The sequence below is a fragment of the Microbulbifer sp. SAOS-129_SWC genome, assembly GCF_039696035.1.
GTDB lineage: Bacteria > Pseudomonadota > Gammaproteobacteria > Pseudomonadales > Cellvibrionaceae > Microbulbifer.
This window is the reverse complement of the sequence record NZ_CP155567.1, coordinates 1,927,343-1,948,707: the sequence shown is the minus strand read 5'-3', so window position 1 is coordinate 1,948,707 and position 21,365 is coordinate 1,927,343. Positions and strand designations below refer to the sequence as shown.

18 protein-coding genes and 2 tRNA genes are annotated in these 21,365 nt (G+C 48.2%); all 20 read right to left on the bottom strand.

The annotated features are described in order from the left end of the window. Window positions 1–40 precede the first annotated feature (40 nt). The 20 genes from ABDK11_RS08455 to ABDK11_RS08360 all read right to left on the bottom strand — a co-directional run bounded on the left by ABDK11_RS08455 (window position 41) and on the right by ABDK11_RS08360 (window position 21,335). Window positions 41–2,632 (bottom strand): 6-hydroxymethylpterin diphosphokinase MptE-like protein, encoded by a 2,592-nt coding sequence (locus ABDK11_RS08455; RefSeq protein ID WP_346839853.1) that lies wholly within the window; start codon window positions 2,630–2,632, stop codon window positions 41–43. Window positions 2,633–2,745: 113 nt separating this feature from the next. After that, entirely contained in the window at window positions 2,746–3,507 is a 762-nt protein-coding gene (locus ABDK11_RS08450; protein WP_346839852.1) for an SDR family oxidoreductase, read from the bottom strand. Continuing rightward, window positions 3,500–4,435 carry a phosphoglycerate dehydrogenase gene (locus tag ABDK11_RS08445; RefSeq protein ID WP_346839851.1) on the bottom strand — a complete coding sequence of 312 codons (936 nt, stop codon included), beginning with the start codon at window positions 4,433–4,435 and terminating at the stop codon, window positions 3,500–3,502. The genes ABDK11_RS08450 and ABDK11_RS08445 overlap by 8 nt, the downstream gene beginning before the upstream one ends. A 1-nt stretch (window position 4,436) precedes the next feature. Further along, on the bottom strand, window positions 4,437–5,114 hold the full coding sequence (locus ABDK11_RS08440) for an acylneuraminate cytidylyltransferase family protein (RefSeq protein WP_346839850.1): 678 nt from the start codon (window positions 5,112–5,114) through the stop codon (window positions 4,437–4,439). Next, window positions 5,071–6,015: a glycosyltransferase family 2 protein gene (locus tag ABDK11_RS08435; protein WP_346839849.1), complete on the bottom strand. Its 945-nt coding sequence runs from the start codon at window positions 6,013–6,015 to the stop codon at window positions 5,071–5,073. The genes ABDK11_RS08440 and ABDK11_RS08435 overlap by 44 nt, the downstream gene beginning before the upstream one ends. Window positions 6,016–6,021: 6 nt before the next feature. Beyond that, the gene (locus tag ABDK11_RS08430; RefSeq protein ID WP_346839848.1) at window positions 6,022–6,933 is read right to left on the bottom strand and encodes an SMP-30/gluconolactonase/LRE family protein; all 912 of its coding nucleotides are present in this window, start codon (window positions 6,931–6,933) and stop codon (window positions 6,022–6,024) included. Between the two features lie 5 nt (window positions 6,934–6,938). Further along, window positions 6,939–7,637: a 6-hydroxymethylpterin diphosphokinase MptE-like protein gene (locus ABDK11_RS08425; RefSeq protein WP_346839847.1), complete on the bottom strand. Its 699-nt coding sequence runs from the start codon at window positions 7,635–7,637 to the stop codon at window positions 6,939–6,941. Between the two features lie 365 nt (window positions 7,638–8,002). Beyond that, window positions 8,003–9,349, bottom strand: a complete 1,347-nt coding sequence (locus ABDK11_RS08420; protein ID WP_346839846.1) for an FkbM family methyltransferase — start codon at window positions 9,347–9,349, stop codon at window positions 8,003–8,005. Between the two features lies 1 nt (window position 9,350). Beyond that, window positions 9,351–10,574, bottom strand: a complete 1,224-nt coding sequence (locus ABDK11_RS08415) for a hypothetical protein (RefSeq protein WP_346839845.1) — start codon at window positions 10,572–10,574, stop codon at window positions 9,351–9,353. A 54-nt stretch (window positions 10,575–10,628) separates the two neighbouring features. Continuing rightward, entirely contained in the window at window positions 10,629–11,816 is a 1,188-nt protein-coding gene (locus ABDK11_RS08410) for a hypothetical protein (protein ID WP_346839844.1), read from the bottom strand. 158 nt (window positions 11,817–11,974) lie between these two features. Next, window positions 11,975–13,333: a hypothetical protein gene (locus ABDK11_RS08405; protein WP_346839843.1), complete on the bottom strand. Its 1,359-nt coding sequence runs from the start codon at window positions 13,331–13,333 to the stop codon at window positions 11,975–11,977. 110 nt (window positions 13,334–13,443) lie between these two features. Then, window positions 13,444–14,850, bottom strand: a complete 1,407-nt coding sequence (locus tag ABDK11_RS08400; protein WP_346839842.1) for a mannose-1-phosphate guanylyltransferase/mannose-6-phosphate isomerase — start codon at window positions 14,848–14,850, stop codon at window positions 13,444–13,446. Between the two features lie 26 nt (window positions 14,851–14,876). Next, entirely contained in the window at window positions 14,877–15,749 is an 873-nt protein-coding gene (locus ABDK11_RS08395; protein WP_346839841.1) for an NAD(+) kinase, read from the bottom strand. A 460-nt stretch (window positions 15,750–16,209) separates the two neighbouring features. Then, window positions 16,210–17,307 carry a dTDP-glucose 4,6-dehydratase gene (gene rfbB / locus ABDK11_RS08390; protein ID WP_346839840.1) on the bottom strand — a complete coding sequence of 366 codons (1,098 nt, stop codon included), beginning with the start codon at window positions 17,305–17,307 and terminating at the stop codon, window positions 16,210–16,212. 19 nt (window positions 17,308–17,326) lie between these two features. Next, window positions 17,327–18,253, bottom strand: a complete 927-nt coding sequence (gene rfbD / locus ABDK11_RS08385; RefSeq protein WP_346839839.1) for a dTDP-4-dehydrorhamnose reductase — start codon at window positions 18,251–18,253, stop codon at window positions 17,327–17,329. Further along, window positions 18,243–18,800 carry a dTDP-4-dehydrorhamnose 3,5-epimerase gene (gene rfbC, locus ABDK11_RS08380; protein WP_346839838.1) on the bottom strand — a complete coding sequence of 186 codons (558 nt, stop codon included), beginning with the start codon at window positions 18,798–18,800 and terminating at the stop codon, window positions 18,243–18,245. The genes rfbD and rfbC overlap by 11 nt, the downstream gene beginning before the upstream one ends. Window positions 18,801–18,802: 2 nt before the next feature. Next, window positions 18,803–19,681, bottom strand: coding sequence for a glucose-1-phosphate thymidylyltransferase RfbA (gene rfbA, locus ABDK11_RS08375; RefSeq protein WP_346839837.1), 879 nt, complete (start codon window positions 19,679–19,681; stop codon window positions 18,803–18,805). A 96-nt stretch (window positions 19,682–19,777) separates the two neighbouring features. After that, window positions 19,778–20,740, bottom strand: coding sequence for a pyridoxal-phosphate dependent enzyme (locus tag ABDK11_RS08370; RefSeq protein WP_346839836.1), 963 nt, complete (start codon window positions 20,738–20,740; stop codon window positions 19,778–19,780). Between the two features lie 415 nt (window positions 20,741–21,155). Next, window positions 21,156–21,232, bottom strand: a tRNA-Asp gene (locus tag ABDK11_RS08365). A 27-nt stretch (window positions 21,233–21,259) separates the two neighbouring features. Continuing rightward, window positions 21,260–21,335, bottom strand: a tRNA-Val gene (locus tag ABDK11_RS08360). Between the last annotated feature and the right edge of the window lie 30 nt (window positions 21,336–21,365).

The following is a 21,365-nucleotide window of genomic DNA, read 5'->3' as shown; positions in this document are numbered from 1 at the left end:
TATCTCATCGAAAAGATAAATATTCTTAACATTGCAGTATCTAAGACCACATCAAACCATTATTCTTTAAAATCACTCTAGCCGCTTCCGTCACATCAGAAAACCTACGATTACCTAACGAAACCACAAAATACGCTAGAACATTAACTATTTCCTCAGAGATCATCTCCGCATCGCCGTCGATAGCTTTTAACGCAGATTTAACATCTTTCTCGGTTTCTTTAAATTGCCATGCGACACCATGGGTAGCAATTCTATTGACTAAATTCGACAGGTCGAGTTCGTTCCGGGAAAATAGGAACGTCAGCAGCAATAAATCTACATATTTTTCCTTATGGGGACCAAGCTCTGAAAACAACTTAGAGCTCATTTCAAGGACACTATCCATTTCGTCTTTAGAAAGAGGCGCCAAACTGCTCTCAGATACAGATCGCAATGCGCCTTGAAATTTATAAAGATTTCTTTCCGCCGAAAATTCATCTTTGACTTCATCGAGAGCAGCCAAATAGGCTTCTTCACTCCCGCCGCCCTCAAACAATAAACTTGTCAAGCAGTTTACAATTGAATTTTCATCTTTTTCCGAAACAACAGAAGGGAACTCCTGCTCTTTCAGGAAAGTAATGGTTCCAATCTCAGAACTTCCGATCGCGATAAAAGGTTTATTGGCACCAATAATTTCAGGTAGTTTATTTGCCATTGAATAACGCAAATAAACCTCGGAAGCACCATCAAAGTTATAACAAAGGGCGTTAACATCCGAGCTACTCAGAAGCGATAAGTAAACATCATAATTATCAACCTGAGGAGTCAAAATTGTATACTTAAAACCGTCAAATAGCGGCCCGAATTTCTCAAGGTGACCTGAACCAGTGAATATCTCAAAGTGAACTTTAGAACCAAGATCGTTATTCATTTTCTCAATGCTTTTCGCGAGTAGAAGCACTGAATCTAGGCTCATATCTTCTTCTAAGCCACCAAAATATCTTACTGTTTTTTTGTCTGCGGGAATAACAGAATAATGTCTAAAACCTTCAGAAGTATAGTTATGAACAACCTGCAGTTTCTCTACCGGCACAGCGTATTTCGTTGCAAGAAAATCAGACATTTTCTGTGAAATTGTGAATACACGACTCGCTTTATTGAAAAAGAACTGCATTACACCTCGATACAGCTCTGACGTTTCCACATCTTTCGTTAACTTGAGTTTTTCGACCCAATCATCCATGTAATGCACTGTAAATGGTACATTAAGAAGATAAGGGATCAAGAGTTGGAATATTGTGAGAGCGGGCCGATCATGAGTCGGTCGCATGTACATAACTTTAGGAGAATATTCAATCAAGCTGCGAAGTGCAGCCAAAATACCCTCATTATCAGACCCTTGCGCATAACAGTCATAATCTGTCTTATGGAAAGCTGATAAACAATTAGGATTTCTGCTATGTATATTAAATGAAGAGTGGCCCGGCCAGCCCTCAAATAAATTCTTCTTGACGATGCCTGTTGCACACAACCAATTAACATGGGTGAAGTCTATAATTGCGGTTTTAGGATAGGCCTGACCTACTGGGAATAATTGGTAAAAATCCGCACGGGGGAATACTTCCAACTCGCCTCCAATTGTTGCATTACAGATACGAATATTATTTCGCTCTGCATACATACGTGCCTTTCTGTACGCCTGCAACATAGTATGTACATTTGGATCATGCCAACGATAACCCGCACCAAAATAGCGAGTGTCAAAGTGATTTACATCATCGCCTTTCGAGCAAAGAACACCTGTTCCATAGTCAGTTGTGCGGTCAACATTCTCAACCTTATAACTGGCATCCACGCCTAGAAGATAGATTTCCTCAAATCCAAGGGACGCAGCCACCTGAAGACCCGTGTAGGTAACTGTACCCCCGGTATAAGAAATCTCACCGGCATTCGCCGAAAAATCTGTATCTACCGGAAAACTCTTCCTGGGCAGGTGGTTCAAGAAGATTGTATTCTCTTGAACGGGTAGACAATAGCCAAGATACGATGGGAATATCTTCACGGGACAATCGAAGCCGGTAATCTCCTCCGCCCGATCCTCTGCCACCAAATGATCTTCAACTATATGAATGGTCGGAGTAAACGTCTCGTGCAGGAAGATTCCATTAAATCCAATGGTTATCTCGTCTTTCAGCAGGTCAAGATCGGTTTTCTTGAGACTAGGCCCATTGCCAAGTACAAATATTCTTTTCTTACCGGTCCGCTGAATGAGCTGCTTTAGTGAATCGAAACGGTTACGGCTCACCTCCCGGTTTTTTTCTCCGACCAAATCGGCAACCTTTCTTAGGCCACTAACTTGGTTGGAGAGTGAAATCTTATTGGTCGGCAGGTAAATATCGCCGTTAAATGGAAAACTTTTAACAAGCCGGTCTTTTTCATTCCGGAGACCAGCTTCATCTTCCGATAACGCTTGTTCAGCCGATATTATATAGTCGAATTCCTTAAAGCACTCTTTAATCCTGTGCTTTAAGGAGAACTGCAACCGATTTCCAGTCGATGTATCAAATCGCCTGCTGCTGCTCCCAATCCTTGATTCCAAGTGATTGAGCCAAAACTCGTAATAGCTCGCCCCCGGATCTTTTGACAACATGTGCTTACAAAGCTCTATCGCGCCCTTGTAATTCTCCGAGTCAATAAGTGCCTTAAGTTTCTTCGCCCCTGAAATCACAAATCCCCCAAATTCAAATCTACAAATTTTCGGCCTTAGACCGGATCAAATAAGCGTCCGTGAATGCCACCACTGAGGCTCACTGTCGCACCATTAATGAAACCCGCTCCATCAGAACAAAGGTAGACAGCCAAGTCGGCCACTTCATGTGGGGATCCAATCCTCCCCACTGGATGAAATGACTTCAGCTCAGCAAGCGCTTCTGGAGACTCTCGAAACCCCTCCCTCAGCATCTCCGTGTCGATCGCTGCGGGCTCAATCGCGTTGATGCGTACTCTCGATCCCAGATCCAGTGCCAAATTTTTGGTCAGAGCACTCAATGCAGCTTTACTAGTCGCATAGGCAAGGAAACCTTTCTTAGATAATGAGGCATGAATACTACTGATATTTACAATAGAGCCTGCGGTCTTTTCCAGATCCTTAATCAACGACTGGGCAAGAAAGAAACAAGCCATTAGATTGACGTTCAGTGTCCTAGCCCAATCGTCGCGGGAGAGCGACTCAGTCGAACCTAACAATTGAACGGCCGCATTATTGATCAGAACATAAAGCTCTCGACCTACCAGCGCTTCTTCAATTCTAAAGTTAACCTGATCCGCATAAAGCGATTCCTGCACATATCGATTCAGATCCGCACGGACATAGCAGACGTCGCCATTCTCACCAATATATTCTTTCTGTATATCAGTTGCTATTACGCTATATCCTTCAGATAAGAAGCGCGCGACTAAAGCCTGGCCAACACCGCCATTTGCGCCGGTTATCAGCGCACAGCGTGCCTTATTACCTTCAGGCATTGGCCAAATACCCACCCAGAATCTCCAGCGCCTTAAAGGAGGCTCTGCGAACACCCTCTTTGGTATTCGATCCATTATGCGAACCGAAAATGCACTCACTCATCGAGCGAAGTTTTGAATCCTGTGGTAGCGGCTCCATCTCAAAGACATCAAGTGCTGCGGCACTAACCTGGCCGCTCTCCAGCGCTTCCACTAAAGCGACTTCATCAATAAGTGGGCCTCGTGCAACATTAACGATCTTGACGCCAGGCTGCATCTTATCCAGGACATTTTCATTGAGCATATGATGATTATGTCTGTTCAAAGCACATGTAAAGACCAAGAAATCAAGTTCTTCAACACCTTCGGGGAAACTCTTGCGCTCCACGTAAGAAAATCCTTTATCTCCGTCAACACCAGGATCATAAACCGTCACTCGAACGTCGAATCCCATCAGCCGCTTTACCACGGTTTCACCGATATCGCCAAATCCGACAACCCCGACATGTTTGCCAGCCATGCTCATTCCCGGAGGCTTCGGCCATCCACCAGCGCGGATTTCTCTGTCAATCAGATAGGACTGTCTAGCCAACCCCAAAATATACGCAATCGCGAGATCGGCAACCTCGCCACCAAACATATTCGGTGTGTTAGAAATTGGTAGACCAAGGTCGCGACATGCCGCGAAATCAACATTGTCTACGCCAATACCCCATTTAACGGCGGCTTTCAATGACCCACTGGTAGAGGCTTGAAAGACCTTTGCCGTAGCGGGATCATCGCCAATTATCCATCCATCGAAATTGGGTACTTGCAGGACCAATTCTTCCTCACTTAGCACCTGCGTCGTCTTCGCTGGTACCAGATCCATTCCCAGCTCTCTTGCCGGTTCAATAAACTCCTCGAGCATTCCCAGCATCGGGGGGCATGTGACAAGTACTTTTTTCATATCAACCTTCTTTATTGCTATTTACAACCGCGGATACAAGCTCCCAGTCATAAGGCTCATCGATATCCAGGGATTCCAGCCGTGGGGTTTCGAACATCTGTGGGTTCGAGCCGATTCGAGCGCGCGTAGTGGCGAAAGACTGCCGCGTAAATAAATACAAGCATGAATTTTCTTCCAACCAGGGTTCTAGATCCTGAGTCCTGACCAAATTGTCAGGATCATGATTCACTGGTGACCCATCCTCGCGATAGAACCTGGTCTGAGTTCTATTTACAGAGAACAGTGAGTCTGAAGAATGATCAGCCATAAAGGTCGAAATTGCGCGCTCGATGGTTTCGGCTGAAATCAGAGGATTGGTCGTATGAGTCATCAAATACAGATCGGACTCTATCGCCTCTAAATCATCTTCGAGAATCAGGTTCATGCTCACAAGGTCACCACATAATTCCTTGCGGCGATCGCGAATCCGAACACGGTCAGACTCTACTAACCCATTCTCCGCAAGTATGTCGCGTGCATCCGTATTGATCACAACCTGATCAATAGCCTCAACAGCCAGCAATGAATCGAGGATCCATCTGAATAACGGCTTATCGCCCAAACGTTTGAAATTCTTTCCTTTCACCCGTTCGCTATTAGCCTTCATAGGCAAGAGCGCGATCACTTTTTTCTTCTGCATTGTAAACTTCTCTTTCTACGTCTTTAGGGTAAAAATAATGAAACTTTCTCTTTTGAGAAATCTTTCGAAACTCTCGATTACCTTTGTAAGTTCCCCAGAAGTGATTAAATCGAAACAGGACAATCTCCCAACACTTGGAGAAAAACATGCGATCACTCACCGCCGCAGAGAAATCCGAAAGAACTCCGGAAACGAAAAAACGCGTAAAATCTTTAAGCGAAAAATGAACCTCCGGCATGATTTTTTGTAAAGCATAGGCTTCACGCTCATATCGAGTTCTTACCTGTTGCCAAGATTCATCATGAATATGGTAAACGGACGCACTGGCAACATAGCCGATTTTGTCACCATCCTCGGTCAGAAACCTCGCGAGGTGCATATCCTCAAGACCGGTGAGTTCCTCGTCAAACTTCTGTTTTTCCCAAGCAGACCGACTTACTGCGGCGTTCGCATTGTTACAAAAGAAACCGTCCTGGGGCAGCTTATTGTATTCCGGAAACCACTTCGCAAAGTGCTGGTACTCAGAATACTTGGTTGTACCCCAGCCCTGTTGGCGACCATAGCTGTAACTAACCGTCTCATCAATGATCGGCTTACATAGTTCATCCAACCATCCATCACCGACTGGAATACAATGTCCACTCACGAATACAAGAATGTCACCACGCGCGAACTCACACCCTACGTTTAGCGAGCGTCCAAATGTGAAGTCCTCTTTTCGAATATGTGTTATTCGACAATCATTTTTTTTGGCGATCTCAAGCGTTCGATCGGTGGATCCAGAATCCACAATCACGATTTCAAGGTCAACGAGTTCGCACTTTTGAGATCCCACTGCCCTGACAAGGTCTTCCAGGTATCTTTCTTCGTTGTAAGTTCTTATTATGACACTTGCTAACATGATAATTTAGCCTCCCCCTAAAAACTGGTACCTAGCGACATCTGCGCCTCGAAATGGTGTTTCGACGACGAAAATTTTTCCAGATTCTGGATATTTAGATCGTTGCTCGTCCGTCATTCCATCGTATGCTGAAGATATGAACAGGAGGTTGTTACTCCCCCCACCAAAACAGCAACTAGTGGGTTGCGGTACTGGAATCGATATATTCTTTTTACATACGCCATCGTTATTAATGCAAGCTACAGCAGCCCCTCCCCAGAGGGCAAGCCAGAGATTTCCTTCGGTGTCCAGGCAGCCTCCATCAGGAGTAACTCCCATCTTTTTCGAGGTATCGAGTAAAGTAGCATTTTCTTCTAGCGAGAACTCGTTATTAATTTCATCATCAGCGAGAGCTGAAAATGAAAATGTCTTCTGTACAAACGAATCACTCACAATGAATTTTCGCTCTCCTGCATCCCAGCAAAAAGTATTTGGAATACCGATATCGAATTCATACTTGTTAAGCGCACCCTGCTGACTCACAGAAAAAAGTGAACCATGTTTACCGGACGGTTCGAACTCCATTGTGCCGAACCAAAATTGTCCATCTAACCCAACACCACCATCATTTGCTCTCATCCCCTTGACAAGATCGAGAGTGGCTACTGCTGTGTATTCAGAACAGCCGAGATCGAAATAGCCAAAAGATTTATCGGTCACCATCCATATCAGATCATTGTTGCTCGCATCCAACGCGAGTGCTGATGCCATTTCTGGCAACCTCCATCTTTCATCGTAAGCATGTGCGCTACTGTCGACTGCCTTCGCGAACATTTCCTGGTTCAAGATATCTAACCAAAAGATCGAATTCCTTCCCGGGTGATAAACAGGAGATTCTCCAAGTTGGCATTCATGCTCAGAAAAGATCTTTACATTCATGATGCCTACCCTGCTGACAACCCAAAAATTTTTTTATAATCTCTTTTCTCGAATATGTCGCACGCCCCACCCACAGTGCAATCGAAGATATTACGACCTACTGATTGAAATGTTTCGTTGGCTATCTGATAAGACTTTTCTGAATTTCTCAGATCCGGATTATCCCATTCACATTGAGAAAAATACTCAGAACTAAAGTGATTTTTATCTTCACCCTTCATATAACTGGCTTGATTGGGCGCCCCGGAATACTCAAACCTGTGATCCATGCCAATGATATAGACCTCCTTAAACCCCATAAAAAAAGCAACCTGTAAGGCCGCATAAGTTACGGTCCAACCCTCTTCAAGTCCCTTGGTAATATCTTTGCAAAATCTTGCGTAAGGGTTTCCGGTTCGCAATATGTGGGTCAGCGCGTTATTGCGAAACATTTGCCCACAGCGGTCACTCAGAAATTTTACACAAGTAAGCCTATCTATCTCCCGCGCCGACTGCCTCAAAACTTTTTCATTAACCGCAACATAATATTTAGGATAAAAACCGAATCTGTGAAACCCCAGATATATTTTGTTTAACCCAAAAACAATTTCATTTTTAAGGAAGCTTAGGTCCATATCATTCAAAGACGGACCATTACATACGATCACTGCCCTTTCACCTAAATGGCGATCATGAAAAATATTTTTGATGATTTCTTTACCCATTAATGTGAACCAATACCTACAAAACTTCTAGATAAGCGACTATGATACATTTACGCCTATCACACATGCGAGAATTTTTACCTGAAAAGTTTCCACTAACGCTACCAGGGGCCCGCCAGTAGAAACGATTCAAACATGTCCAAAAACTATTGCAATGATTTAAACTTAGCTTTTCACGACTTTCTCGAAAGTATCAAACAAGTTTTCGAGTAAAAGTTCGCCTTCCACCGAAAGTACTGGAAAATTATCAGACAGTAGCATTTATTCGACGTCCTTGATTCAAAATTGATCCGGTTATTTTTATTAAAGTTTGCATAAAATCCTAAAAGAACAACTAAAAAATATTTATCTTTTCGTCATACTTTTCATACTTCAAAAAAATCGGGCATAAAATAGAAATCGTCCCATTTACGCTCTTCTCTCACATAACCTACATTAGTAAGAAGTTCAAATAAAAGCTCTCTCTGGGGCTCAAAATTATGCTCAACGGTCAAACAACCTATCGACCAATAATCGAACGGAAAGTCCTTGAGAATACTGTATTCCGTGCCTTCCGTATCCACGCTCAAGTAATCGATATTTTTGGGCGCGCCATTCGCAACCAAAAAATCGTGAAGCGAAATTGTCTTTAATTTAATCTTTTCGCCAATGGAGTCATAAGCAGCAACTTTTTGCCCATGAGCTCCCGACCTGGCTTCATCAGCGACACCACCATATTCCTTTGCAAGAACAAACTCTACTTCCTCACCTGTTTTTGAATAAATACAGGCATCAGCCACAGTGCAGTCACGATTCTTCTTTAATTCCGCAAAAAATTGAGGGTTCGGCTCAGCACATATCCCATTCCAGCCAAACTCTTTTTCAAGTAAGTAAGTATTACTGAGAAGTACTCCATCCGTTGCCCCAAACTCAACAAAGAATCCGTTTCGCTTAAAATTTGTTTTTTCCAAAACCCACAAATCTTGTCCCAGCTGTGAAGGGGACAATTCTTCCAATTGTCCACTACTACGACCAACCTCAGGGCCAGTAGATTCCAAGGCTTCATCACCATTTCTTCGATATAGCTGTGACTTTTTGTATGCTAACGACAACTGATGGTTGATCAGATCGACCTCTGTCTCAAGAACCTTCAATTTTTCGGAAAAATAGCCACCCCTGAAATCATCGCCCCTAATGACTTCCAGTTCGGTTTTTAACAATTTTGAGGCTTGCGGCAACAAGCCAATTTTTGCCATTTCTGTTACCGCTCGTGACTGACGCGCCAAACTCCGGCGGCTCGACACTCCTCCGACATTGACTGCAGCATCAAAATGGTCAAGCGAAGCAGTATCCTCCCCCTTCAAGGCAGAAATCTTTCCTAAAGAATTGTGGACACCTGCAATTAAAAGACGTGCGACAAGTCTTTCATCACATCCCAACCTACGCGCCAAACGCACATACTTTTTGCACTCGTCAATTTCATTAAGCTGCTGATGTCCGGCCGCTTTTAACGCAGCGATTATTGCTAAATCGGAGTCATGTGGACATTCATTGAGGGAGATACTGGCCAACTTATCCCATTGACCGAAATACCAGCTTGCCTTCATTTCAGCCAACAACTCACCATTGGCTTCTTCCATAAGGCCCATTAATAACGTCCCAATATCCTTGGGCGGGTCCTGTCCATCAACCTCTGCTTCTGAAAAATTATCGCAATCATGTTCAACAGTCATATCAAAATGCCTTATCCCGAAGAACTATATCTTTAATAAGCTCAAGTTGACTCTCGACTTTAAACACTTCCTGATCTATGAGGTCACGGCGATATTTTAATTCTTGATTATCTTTTTTCAGCCGCTCACAGTCAGCTTCCAAATGTTTCTTTAATTCACTGAGTTCGTCCAACTCGTCCTTCTTAGATTGCAATGACGCTTGAAATTCACGCGTAGAGTTTTCCACCAGGGATTCAAGCTCAACATGCTTTTCCCTCAATGCAGTCATTTCCGCATGCAAAGTCGCATATTCCCTCTGCACCTGCTCTTTTTCTTTTACTAAGGCCTGCTCAGAATTCCGCGACTCCTGCAACTCGCCACGCACGCTCGTCAAATTCTGCTTGAGCTTTTCATTTCTCTCCTTTGCTTCCTGAAGTTCTACACGCAAGTTTTTCAGTTGCTGCTTTTGTTCCGAGTTGCTACTCTTTACTTCTTTAAGTTCTGTACGCAAGTTGTTCAATTGCTGCTTTTGCTCCGAGTTCTTAGCCTTTGCTTCTTCTAGTTTCGAGTAAAGTCTTGATAAGTTATCTTGAGATGCCGTTAACGACGCAAATGGGTAATCAGGGCCATCCTCCACCTCAGTAACAAAATGTGCTCGATGGAAGGTCGCATTGAGCTCGGTTAATGACTGCGACTCAGCATAAAGAACCTCTTTAGAGACTCGGCACAGAATGCGGTCAAAATTAGTAAGAAGCTTGGGCGAACAAGAAGATATCAGTTTTACTTCATAGCCAGGCAAGTCAACTATCAGGACGTTCATCGCCCGCGAAGCTGTTTCCAGCATATGAGATTCTACTTCCATGCCGATGGCATATTCTTCACAGATTTCCGGCAAAGTTATCGAAGACACAATGTCTCTATGGACAATTCGTATATTTGGATAATATTCAGAGAGAGCTTCCGGCTCTAAAACTGAGCTAAACGAAGGCAGATTCGTAACCAGTAAACGCGACTCCTTCTCGCCTTCAGCGACCACCAATTTTTCGAGTACAACAACGTTGTTATCATCTTCGCACGCACTCTTTAACTTTCCAGCTATCCGCCTATTGGCTTCAACTAGTACGATATTTGCCGGTTGGAGCTCCTTGATTTTTGGGAAATCTGGGCAGGCACCAGCTCCCAGATAGACAACGTTATTAACCGCCGCCCCCGATTGCTTGAGGCCACTCAGAAAATCACTCAGCATTTTGTTCTCCGATCAGAATTCACGCTAGATAAAGCTTTCATAGGCACTCTCTTACTATTGCCCCATTAGCGAGTAATCTCGCGCATCGGATAAAAGCCAGTCAAAAAATGAGGAATTCAGCCGCTTCCGGTAGTCTCGGACAGGTGCGTCGACTGTCAGCGGAATAGCCTCTGATCTTTCGATATTTTCCTGATTTGCTTCGGCCAGCAAGCAGTGAAGAAAATCAGGCAGATCGCGAACTCCACACAAATATGCGTTCATCCCTAAACGTTTAGCTTCCCGAACAAGCCAGGATTCACCCAGGAATATCAGCTTGCAGGCCTTGTCTGCGAGCATCCACAGAAAACCCGAAGACTTGTTCCTGTAGTGCATCGCATCATATGTAAATACAAATAGATCTAGAGATGACAAGATCGTCTGCATTTGCTCCGAGGATAAATAGCTGGGAGTCACTCTAAGGCGAGGTTCTCTTTCAGCAATATCCTGAATCTGCTCTTCTGCAGCCAGCACGCTCCGGCAATTACCTTGGGAGACGTACTGGATCACTATCTTGTCATTCTCACCAATTGCCGGAATCAAGCGCTCAATAAGATCTGGCAACTGTGTAAAGCCTTTTTCAACCTTGGCGTCGCCAAAATAGAGTCCTATTGATTGCCCCTGCTTATCAACTTTCTGCAACTCCCGCGGCTGCCCGAGCTGAACTAGGTACTGTGGGTGCAGCCGCATCGGTTTATCAAGTTCAAGCAAATGGCCGTAGTGGTCAGCTAGTTCCTGATCCGAGGCAAACATCTTGACGTTTGCAAATTCAGCTAAGGATTTACACGCCAGCTTGTAGCTTAGCCACTCGGTAGCATTGATAACTTCACCGCTATAGTCTCTACCAGGGTTGTACATTAGACACAGGCGATGCTCGACTTTCAGATTTGGCCCCGTATTACTGACTTGCTGCATAGCCAAATTTAACGCCATCAGGTGTACCCACTGCATGGCGGGATAAAAAATCAGTAATTGCTTGGTCTTTATTCGTTCGTGATGCCCTTTGCCGACAGCCTCACTAGCAGGCAAGTGATCTTTGATTACGTGCTCCAATGCCAACAAATACTCTTTCGCCAGTGTGGCTATATAGTGATTGGCAGCAGCCAAGCCTGGTGTTTCGGCGTAATAGCGATAGAATTCTGTACTAAAAAAGGGAATGGTCTGGACATTATCAGCTCCAGACCGTATGTCCTGGTTTACCGACAAATTCTTACTTCCATAACAATCCACAGGTATCGAAATATCGCCAACTGCTCCAGCCGCACGAAGCCTATCCAGCAAAGCTACGTGGTGCCCCCCTTTGGGGCCCAGAGCAGGATCAAGGACAATTAGTCGATGTTTCGATGTAGATCGCATACGCCCAATTAGCCTCTAAGGCCAATATGTTGCGGGGAACGGGCCAAGCGCAATACTCTCAGGGTATCACTCCCTACAACTCCGCCTATTTTTTCAAACAGATCCACGGGTTTTTTGCACTCCTGAAGATACTTCTGATAGTAAATCTCCAGCTCTTCCTGAAGCTGATGAATCTGTAGCAGCGCCAACTCAAGCTCCAACTTTAGATCTTGTTCACCCGAATCTTGTTGGCCGACGTTTGATTTTTTGTCAGCTTCATCGTTATTCGCTGAATTTAGATACTGTTCCTCAAGTTTCTCCTGAAGTTGGTGAATCTGCAGATGTGCTAATTCAAGTTCAGATTCCCACTCTTCTGGAATTACCCCCTGGGGGCCCAGCGTCTTCTGGTGCAACTCAGCCCGCTCTTTAGTTTTTTCAGTTGAATCAACGTGAACCGACTCCAATTTTTCCTGTAACTGATGAATCTCCAAATGTGCCAATTCAAGTTCAGATTCACGCTCTTCGAGAATTACCCTCAGGCCGAGCTTCTCCTGCTGCAACTCAACCTGCTCTCTACTTTTTTCAGTTGAATCACCATGAACCGACTCCAATTTTTCCTGTAACTGATGAATCTCCAAATGTGCCGATTCAAGCTCAGATCGCGCTTCTTCCGAAGATGCTGTAAGTTTTAGCTGCTCAACTTTCTTATGTATCTCTAACTGTGCATGCAAGTATGCACTAACCGCACCCATATCGGGCTCAAAATCAGTACCTAACTCTTCGTCCTGGCGGATCAGCGAAGAAGCCACTAAAACTTCTAAGTAGAGGTTTCGGCTGCGTGTATGTCGCTCCGCCAGCAGATTTGCAAGTAACACAAGCATCGGATCCGCAGATCCATGAGGAAAATCCGGTAGTTTCGCCAGATTCAACCCCTTGCTCTCCAATGCCGCAAGGCAGTCCTCAGGTCTTGTGCGAATATCGTTCTGAGTGACGAGTAATGTTGACGCGCCGCGGTTTCGCTGGAAAAAGTTGAGCTGATTCTGCGTATCTTTCATCCAGACATCACACTTTTCCGCAGTAACAGTAGCTCCCTGCTCCAGCTCTCGAGCAACGTATTCGGATGGTGAGTCCACCAAAATCAGAATAACGGCGTCTTCTACCAATTTGGGGTCGATCAGCTCTGGAGCACGGGCGAATAAAATTCGCGGCGTTTCAGTTCTGTTTGCCGCTAAACCAATTACCGCTGCTGGATCATGGGCACTTTTGAGCTCTGCAAACTCTCCACCGAGCGCTTCAGCAAGCTGCATGCTCCACCGATGTGCGTGGAGACGCTCTGGCGAGCAAACAATAACAGCTTTTACCGGCCATACCTGACGTTGGTTATTCACAGTGAAACTCCCATGGTGTCTCTGGTTCCGGGATTAGTCTTGCACACAGAACTGGTGATCCATCAAGCCTGGAACACCCTACCCCGTGTTTAATCTCAGTGATCGAGCCGTTAATTACGTCCGTACACATCATCAAAACGCACGATGTCGTCCTCTCCCAGGTAGCTGCCACTTTGCACTTCAATCAGCTCTATGGGCAAAATGCCGGGATTGCGCAACCGGTGCTTAGCGCCAATCGGGATGTATACGCTTTCATTTTCGGAAAGCATTATTTCTTCCCCATCTCTCTCGACGATCGCCGTGCCCGATACCACAACCCAGTGTTCTGCGCGATGATGGTGCATTTGCAAGGACAAGCTCGCTCCTGGATTCACAGTAATCCGCTTTACCTGGAAACGCGGGCCACTACCAATGGAGTCATATTTACCCCAAGGACGAGCAACTTCGCGATGAATTACATGTTCATCGCGACCGGCAGTCTTGATTTTACTGACAATGGCCTTGACTTCCTGTGCACGGTCTTTAGGCGCAACCAATGTTGCATTTTTGGTGTCGACGATAACAAGGTTCTCAACGCCAACCGCGGCGACTAAATGATCCTCACCGAATACCAGGGAATTTTTGCAATCCTCCATTAGCACGTCGCCGAGGGCGACATTTCCCTGCTCATCCTTATCCAGTGCTTCCCAGAGCGAGGACCAGGAACCCACATCTGACCATCCGCACGCCAAGGGTACAACAAAGCCGCGACTAGTCTTTTCCATCACTGCATAGTCGATGCTGTCTTCGGGGATTGCATTGGTATCGTCAAGCTTCAGCTTTACGAAGTCACTTTCGACCTTGGCATTTTCCATTGCACTGGCAGCGGTTTGATATATTTTTGGTGCATGCTCGCCAAGATCTTCAAGAAAGCTTTTCGCGGAAAACAGGAACATGCCTGCATTCCAGAAATACTCTTCACTCTCGACATATTTCGTGGCCGTTGCTTTGTCCGGCTTTTCGACAAATTGTGCAATCGGGCGAACTTGATCGTCTTCACCTGCGGCCTTCTGGATATAGCCATAACCAGTCTCGGGAGCAGTTGGTACTATGCCGAACGTGATCAGGCCACCACTCATGGACTTCTCGAGGCCAATATCTACTGCGCGATGAAACTGCTCTACATCTTCCAACAGGTGGTCTGCGGGGAGTACTAGCAGGTTGGCAGACTCATTCTCGTTAGCGGCAGCAATCGCGGCAAACGCAATTGCCGGAGCAGTATTGCGCCCCGCCGGTTCTGTAATCATGGTGAAGTTTTTAAAGCCGACTTCTTGGGCCTGCTGCGCCACCATGAACCGATGATCTTCGTTACAGACGATAATCGGCTTATCAAACCCGCGCACCCGCTCCAGAGTCTGCTGCAGCATCGTCTGCTCCCCAGTGAGGCTCAGAAGTTGCTTTGGCAGCATCTTGCGGGATTTAGGCCACAGTCGCGTTCCGGAGCCGCCACAAAGGATAACGGGGATAATGCTCGTCATTGTAAATATCTACCTCAATCTTTCTTTTAATTGTTTTGCCAGTTCAGCTTGGAGCGACAGGTCTCGTAAAAGTTGTGATCAAGCGGGTGAATCAGCGTCAGTCGATGGGGCTTCTTGTGAATGCGAATGACATCACCAGGCTCCGTAATCACCTGCTCGTGCCCATCGCAGGTCACGTAGGAGTGCACAGTGTTGTGTTCGCCAATAATGATTTTGAATTCGCTGCTGCCTTCTACCACGATCGGGCGGCTACTCAGCGTATGAGGATTTAGCGGCACTACAGCGATGGCATCGAGTTTTGGGTGCATGATCGGGCCACCACCGGAAAGCGCATAGGCCGTCGAGCCGGTTGGGGTGGACACAATCAGGCCGTCGGAACGCTGCGTGTACACAAACTGCCCATCGATGTGGAGATCGAATTCGATCATCCGAAGATACTCACCCGGGTGCACCACCACATCGTTTAGCGCAGAACCCTTGCCGATAGCTCTGCCATCGCGGGTGACAGACATATCCAGCAGGAAACGACTTTCCGCCATATATTTGCCGGACAAGACTTCGCCCACTTTTTGCTCAATTTCGTCGGGCGTAATATCGGTGAGAAAACCCAGTCGACCGCGGTTGATTCCCAGCAGGGGAACACTGAACTTGGCCAGTGCACGGGCAGCAGCAAGGAGACTACCGTCGCCGCCAACTACTATAACGAGGTCGCAGCGCTCACCCAGCTTGCCTTTTGAGGACACCTGAGTTTTACTGTCCGCTACGGCATTGGCGGTATTTTGCTCAAGGATGACGGAAAAACCTTCCCGCTCAAGGAAGGCCATGAGGCGTTTGAGCGAGAGTACGGCGCTATCACTTTCGGTTCGACCAATCAGGCCGATATTTTGGAATTCCGACACCGCTCCCCCAAGGTGCCCGAACCCGGGCTTGACCAACTGTTTCGATTGATTTTTAACCGCTTTTGATGTTAAAAGCTTGCCGCTTTGATCTGCCCTGCCCCCAACGCAGACAGCAGATTTTAAGTATGCCCCAGTGACTTCTTGTAGTCGAATTCACTAAATTGAAAGCAAGTTACTATTGTAACGGCCGTCAGCCGCGTGACGCAATTATCATTCTTGGTACAAGTAATAACGCCCGAAACTTCCCCCTAAATGCAGATCGCCTGTTAGGCACTTGAATAGTTAGGGAGAAGCCTGGCAGCTCAGGGAGCCGTGACAGTGCTTAAAAGACCATCAGACGCAGCTCTGACTCGGTGGATTTTCATACAACTCAAGCTCCCTGCTGTTTCTTAATGAGGCGGGCGATTGACCCCCTTCCAGCTCCAATCACCCGCGACCCAAGCGGCGGGAAATTCGTCGATCAGACCGTGACGAGAGGGATCCACCAGTCGGTATTTTCCAGATACCAGTCGATGGTTTTTCGGATGCCCGATTCGAAGGTTTCCGCGGGCTGATAGGCCAACTCTTCCCGACTTTTGCGCGCGTCAATCGCGTAACGGCGGTCGTGACCGGCCCGGTCAGTAACATATTGAATGAGTGACTGGCACTTACCCTCTGCGGCTCGCTCCGCCTCAGGGTATTTTTTGAGCAATTCCGGGTGCTCGGTAAATGCCTGATTCATCAAATCACAAACCAGATGCACAATGTCGATGTTGTGCCACTCATTGTGACCGCCGATATTATAGTTCTCTCCCACCTGCCCCTGCTGCAGTACCAATTCGATACCCCGGGCGTGGTCCTCCACATACAGCCAATCACGAACCTGCTTTCCATCTCCGTATACAGGTAGGGGCCTATTCCGCAGGATATTGGTGACAATAAGCGGGATCAGCTTTTCCGGAAAGTGGTACGGGCCGTAATTGTTGGAACAGTTGGAAGTCGTGACCTCCAGACCATAAGTATGGTGATACGCTCTCACCAGGTGATCTGAAGCCGCCTTACTCGCCGAATACGGAGAGTTCGGTGCATAGGCTGTCGTTTCGGAAAAGGCAGGATCTTCTGGAGCCAGAGTACCATATACCTCATCGGTACTGACATGGTGGAACCGATGCTTCAGCGGAGGCAATCCATCTGCGGCGCGGAGGTCCAACCAGACCTTTTTGGCAGCTTTGAGCAAGCTGTGTGTACCGACGATATTGGTCTCGATAAAAGCATCCGGCCCAGTGATTGAACGGTCGACGTGGGACTCCGCGGCAAAGTGTACAATCGTGTCGAGTTCGTACTTCACAAGCAGCTCTTCCACAAGCCCGGTATCGCAGATGTCACCTTGGACAAAATGAAATTCTGAGTTGGCTTTTACCGGGTCGAGGCTCGCCAGGTTGCCGGCATAGGTCAACGCATCGAGAACGACAACAGTATCATTCGGATGTTGCCGCAACCAGTAATGGACAAAATTTGCACCGATAAAACCGGCACCACCGGTCACCAGTAACTTCGAAGTAGTCTCCACTGAGCTCATGGGGTTTTCAAACCTGTAATCAACTATTTTGTTCTACCGCAACCTTCAGCTCATCCAGCATGGCTGACAACTGGGCACGCCAGTGCTTTGTTCGGAAATCAAATGTGCGCTCAAACGCTGATTTATCCATGACACTGAAAGCGGGGCGAGCTGCTGGTAACGGGTAATCTGATTGTGGAATCGGGTTTACCGGGATCTTTCGGTCGAGCAGCCCCCTCTCGAACGCGAGCTCTTGAATCGCGATGGCAAAGTCATACCAGGACGCGACTCCGGCATCGGACCAGTGAAATATTGCGGGGTTGGAAGCACAGCGACCATCGACAAGGCATAAACCGGCAGCCCATACCGCTTCTGCGAGAGAGCGGGCCCAGGTCGGAGTACCGATCTGATCGTAAATAACGTTCAACTCATTGCGGGCAGGATCGGCCATCAGGCGTAACATGGTTTTGACGAAATTCTGCCCAAAGCTCGAGTAAACCCAGGAAGTGCGCATGATCAGGCTGCTGGGCAATCCCGCTTCCAAAACGGCACGTTCGCCCGCAAGCTTACTCGCACCGTAGACACTCATGGGGTTAGTCTGGTCCGCAGCCGTATATGGACGGGACTGCTTGCCATCAAAAACGAAATCTGTCGACACATGTATCAGTGCGCCGCCCGGCTGCTCCTGCAAAGACGCAGCAATATGCTCAATCGATTTCTGATTGAGTTCATAGGCCTCCGCCTCTTGGCTTTCCGCTTGATCGACTGCCGTGTAAGCCGCCGCGTTGATGACCAGATCCGGGCGAACTGATGCAATAGCATCGGCGACGGAAGCCTGATCGAGCAGATTCACCTCGTTGCGTCCCAGCGCAGAAACCGACCATTCCGCGGGCAGTGTTCGAACCAACTCCCGGGCCAGCTGCCCGTTTTTACCGAATACCAATGCCCTGCGTTTATCAGCGCTCATAAGGAAGCCTCGGAGCATCTGCCAGTGAGAGGCCATTCAGGTCTTTTTCTGACAGGCGCGGCTCAGAGTCCGTGCCAAGGGGCCAATCAATACCGACGTCCGGGTCATTCCATTGAAGACTGTATTCGCTCTGCGGATGGTAGTAATCCGTGCATTTGTAGACAAACTCTGCAAATTCCGACGTGACATAAAAACCGTGGGCAAATCCGGCGGGAACCCACAATTGCCGACGATTTTCTGCCGAAAGATATGCCCCGGCCCACTGGCCGAATGTCGGCGAGCCCTGGCGCATGTCTACTGCCACATCGAAGACTTCACCTTCGACAACCCTGACCAGTTTCCCTTGGGTCTGCTCAGACTGGTAGTGAAGCCCCCTGAGTATTCCGTGGCTTGAGCGCGAATGGTTGTCCTGAACAAAGGTTACTTCCGCTACCTGCTCACGAAACCATGCGTCGCGGAACGTTTCCATAAAAAAACCGCGCTCATCGCCAAACACTTTTGGCTCAAGTATTTTCACCTCGGGAATAGAGGTATCAAGTACATCCATAATTAAAAAACTTTAGCTTCAAGTACCTGCAGAAGATATTCGCCATAACCACTTTTCAGTAGCGGCTGCGCCAACTTTTGCATTTGCTCAGCGCCGATATACCCCATGCGGTAGGCAACCTCCTCGGGGCAGGCTATTTTCAGGCCCTGCCTCGCTTCGATAGTCTGCACAAAATGATTCGCAGCCAGCAGATTATCGTGGGTGCCAGTATCCAGCCATGCGGCACCGCGCCCCATAACCTCTACTGCGAGATTGCCCGCTTCGAGATATGCGCGGTTGACGTCGGTAATCTCCAACTCTCCGCGAGGTGAAGGCACGATCGACTTGGCAATATCAATGACCTGATTATCGTAGAAATATAATCCGGTCACTGCGTATTTGGACTTCGGGCTTTGCGGCTTCTCTTCAATCGACAGCGCCTTACCCTGATCGTCGAACTCTACAACGCCGTAGACTCTGGGGTCGTTGACGTGATAGCCGAATACAGTAGCGCCGGACTCCTTTTCTGTCGCGCGCTGGAGCAACCCCATGAAGTCATGGGAATAAAAGATGTTGTCACCTAATACCAATGCGCAGCTTTCATCGCCGATAAAAGACTCTCCAATGATGAAGGCCTGGGCGAGTCCATCAGGGGAAGGCTGTTCGGCGTAGGTAAGATTGAGACCCCAGGCGTCACCCGAGCCGAGCAGGCTCTGAAATGCCGGCATATCCTGTGGCGTCGAGATAATCAGAATATCGCGGATACCCGCCAGCATCAGCGTCGTCAGCGGGTAGTAAATCATGGGCTTGTCGTAAATCGGTATCAGCTGCTTACTGATTGCCCTGGTCAAAGGATATAGCCGGCTGCCTGTCCCGCCGGCAAGAATAATCCCCTTGCGCAATTTTCACCCCCTAACGCGTGTTTGCTAACGCTACTTTTTCATCATTCTGTCAGCGTGAGATTATGCATCAACCCCTCCCCTGCGTCGAATAACCATTCAACGCTGAAAGGCATTTGAACGTTTTTTAACCAACCCTCTCCACCCCTGCAACCCCCCGGTGTGTAACAGGAGAAACCGCCCCCCCAATGCGCCACTGGCAAGCGCTCGATTACATAGCGCAAAAGCCACCTTTGCTGTGTACACCGGGTCAAGGGGAATACCGGAACCCCCCTCAAATACGCGCTGGAACTCCGCCAGGTAGTCAGGGTATTTCGCATAACCTCCACAGTGAGCGCCCGCCAGGACGGACATGTGCGCGCCAGGCCCGGGCCGGCGGCTCCGCCAGTTCCTCGCGTGCCGTTCGGCACTCCCTCCATCCTTCAACACCGGAATACCGACCAGTCGCGCGCCATTCGATCGCAGCGCGCCAGATAAGGCCCCCAAGGTCAGTCCCGTGCCGCAAGCCAGCCAGCACTCGTCAAATGAAACGGGGCTCGTTTTGACCAGCACCTCTCCCAGCAACTTTACGCCCTCAGCGCCGGCCAAATTGGCGCCTCCTTCCGGAATATAAATCTTCCCGGGCGCATCGAGCCCCAATACGTTCAGGAATTCCTGGGAATACCGCAACCGATAAGCTTCCCGCGGGACAAAATGCAGCCTCATCCCGAAGCGCTCCGCATCTTGCAGAGTGGCACTCAGCACTGGAGGACGCTCCCCCCGAATGATGCCGATCGTCTTGAACCCGAAGCGCGCACCGGCCGCGGCCGTCGCATGGATATGGTTGGACCAGGCCCCACCACAGGTAATCAGCGTATCCGCACCCCGCTCCTGTGCCTCGATCAGGTTGTAGATCAACTTGTAAGCTTTGTTGCCGGAGATCAGCGGGTCGAGCAGGTCGTCGCGGCGGATCCAAAGCTCTATGCCGGGGAAGAGATCGGAATCGATTTTCTGGTAGGGGATGTCGCAGGCGGCTTCGTAGAATTGCTGGAGATTGAGGCTTGTGAGGTAGCGTGGACGCACGGGTTTTCAGGGTTCGGTAATGGGTGGGGCTGATTGTATCGGATCGCCGCGGCCCGTGCTGCGAGAGGATGGCGAAAGTTCGCCTCTGCGGATTTTGTTTTTTGCCTGTCCCGGACGAGACTGACTCGGGCAATGACTCGCCACATCCCTGTGGCTCGGCCTTCGGCCAGCTGAAGCTGCCCAAATCGCTCCCGGCGGATTTGTCCATGGCCCTCGCCCTGCGGGCGCCTCCGCTGTGCTGCTGCGTCCAAAATTGTTCCCGACAATTTTGTCGAACGGGGGGCAGTGATTCGGGCCGTCCTGGCCCTCACCCTCCGGGCGCCTTCGGCGTCCAAAATTGTTCCAAACAATTTTGTCACCCGCGACCCGCATATACGAAAAAGGCCCACACTTTCGTGTGGGCCTTTTTCGTATATGGCGGACCGGACGGGACTCGAACCCGCGACCTCCGGCGTGACAGGCCGGCATTCTAACCAACTGAACTACCGGTCCGCGGTAGGCACACTTTCCAGCGGAAAGTGGTGGGTGGTACAGGGGTCGAACCTGTGACCTACGCCTTGTAAGGGCGCCGCTCTACCAACTGAGCTAACCACCCATTTTCATGGTCGGGGGCCTTGCCCCTCGA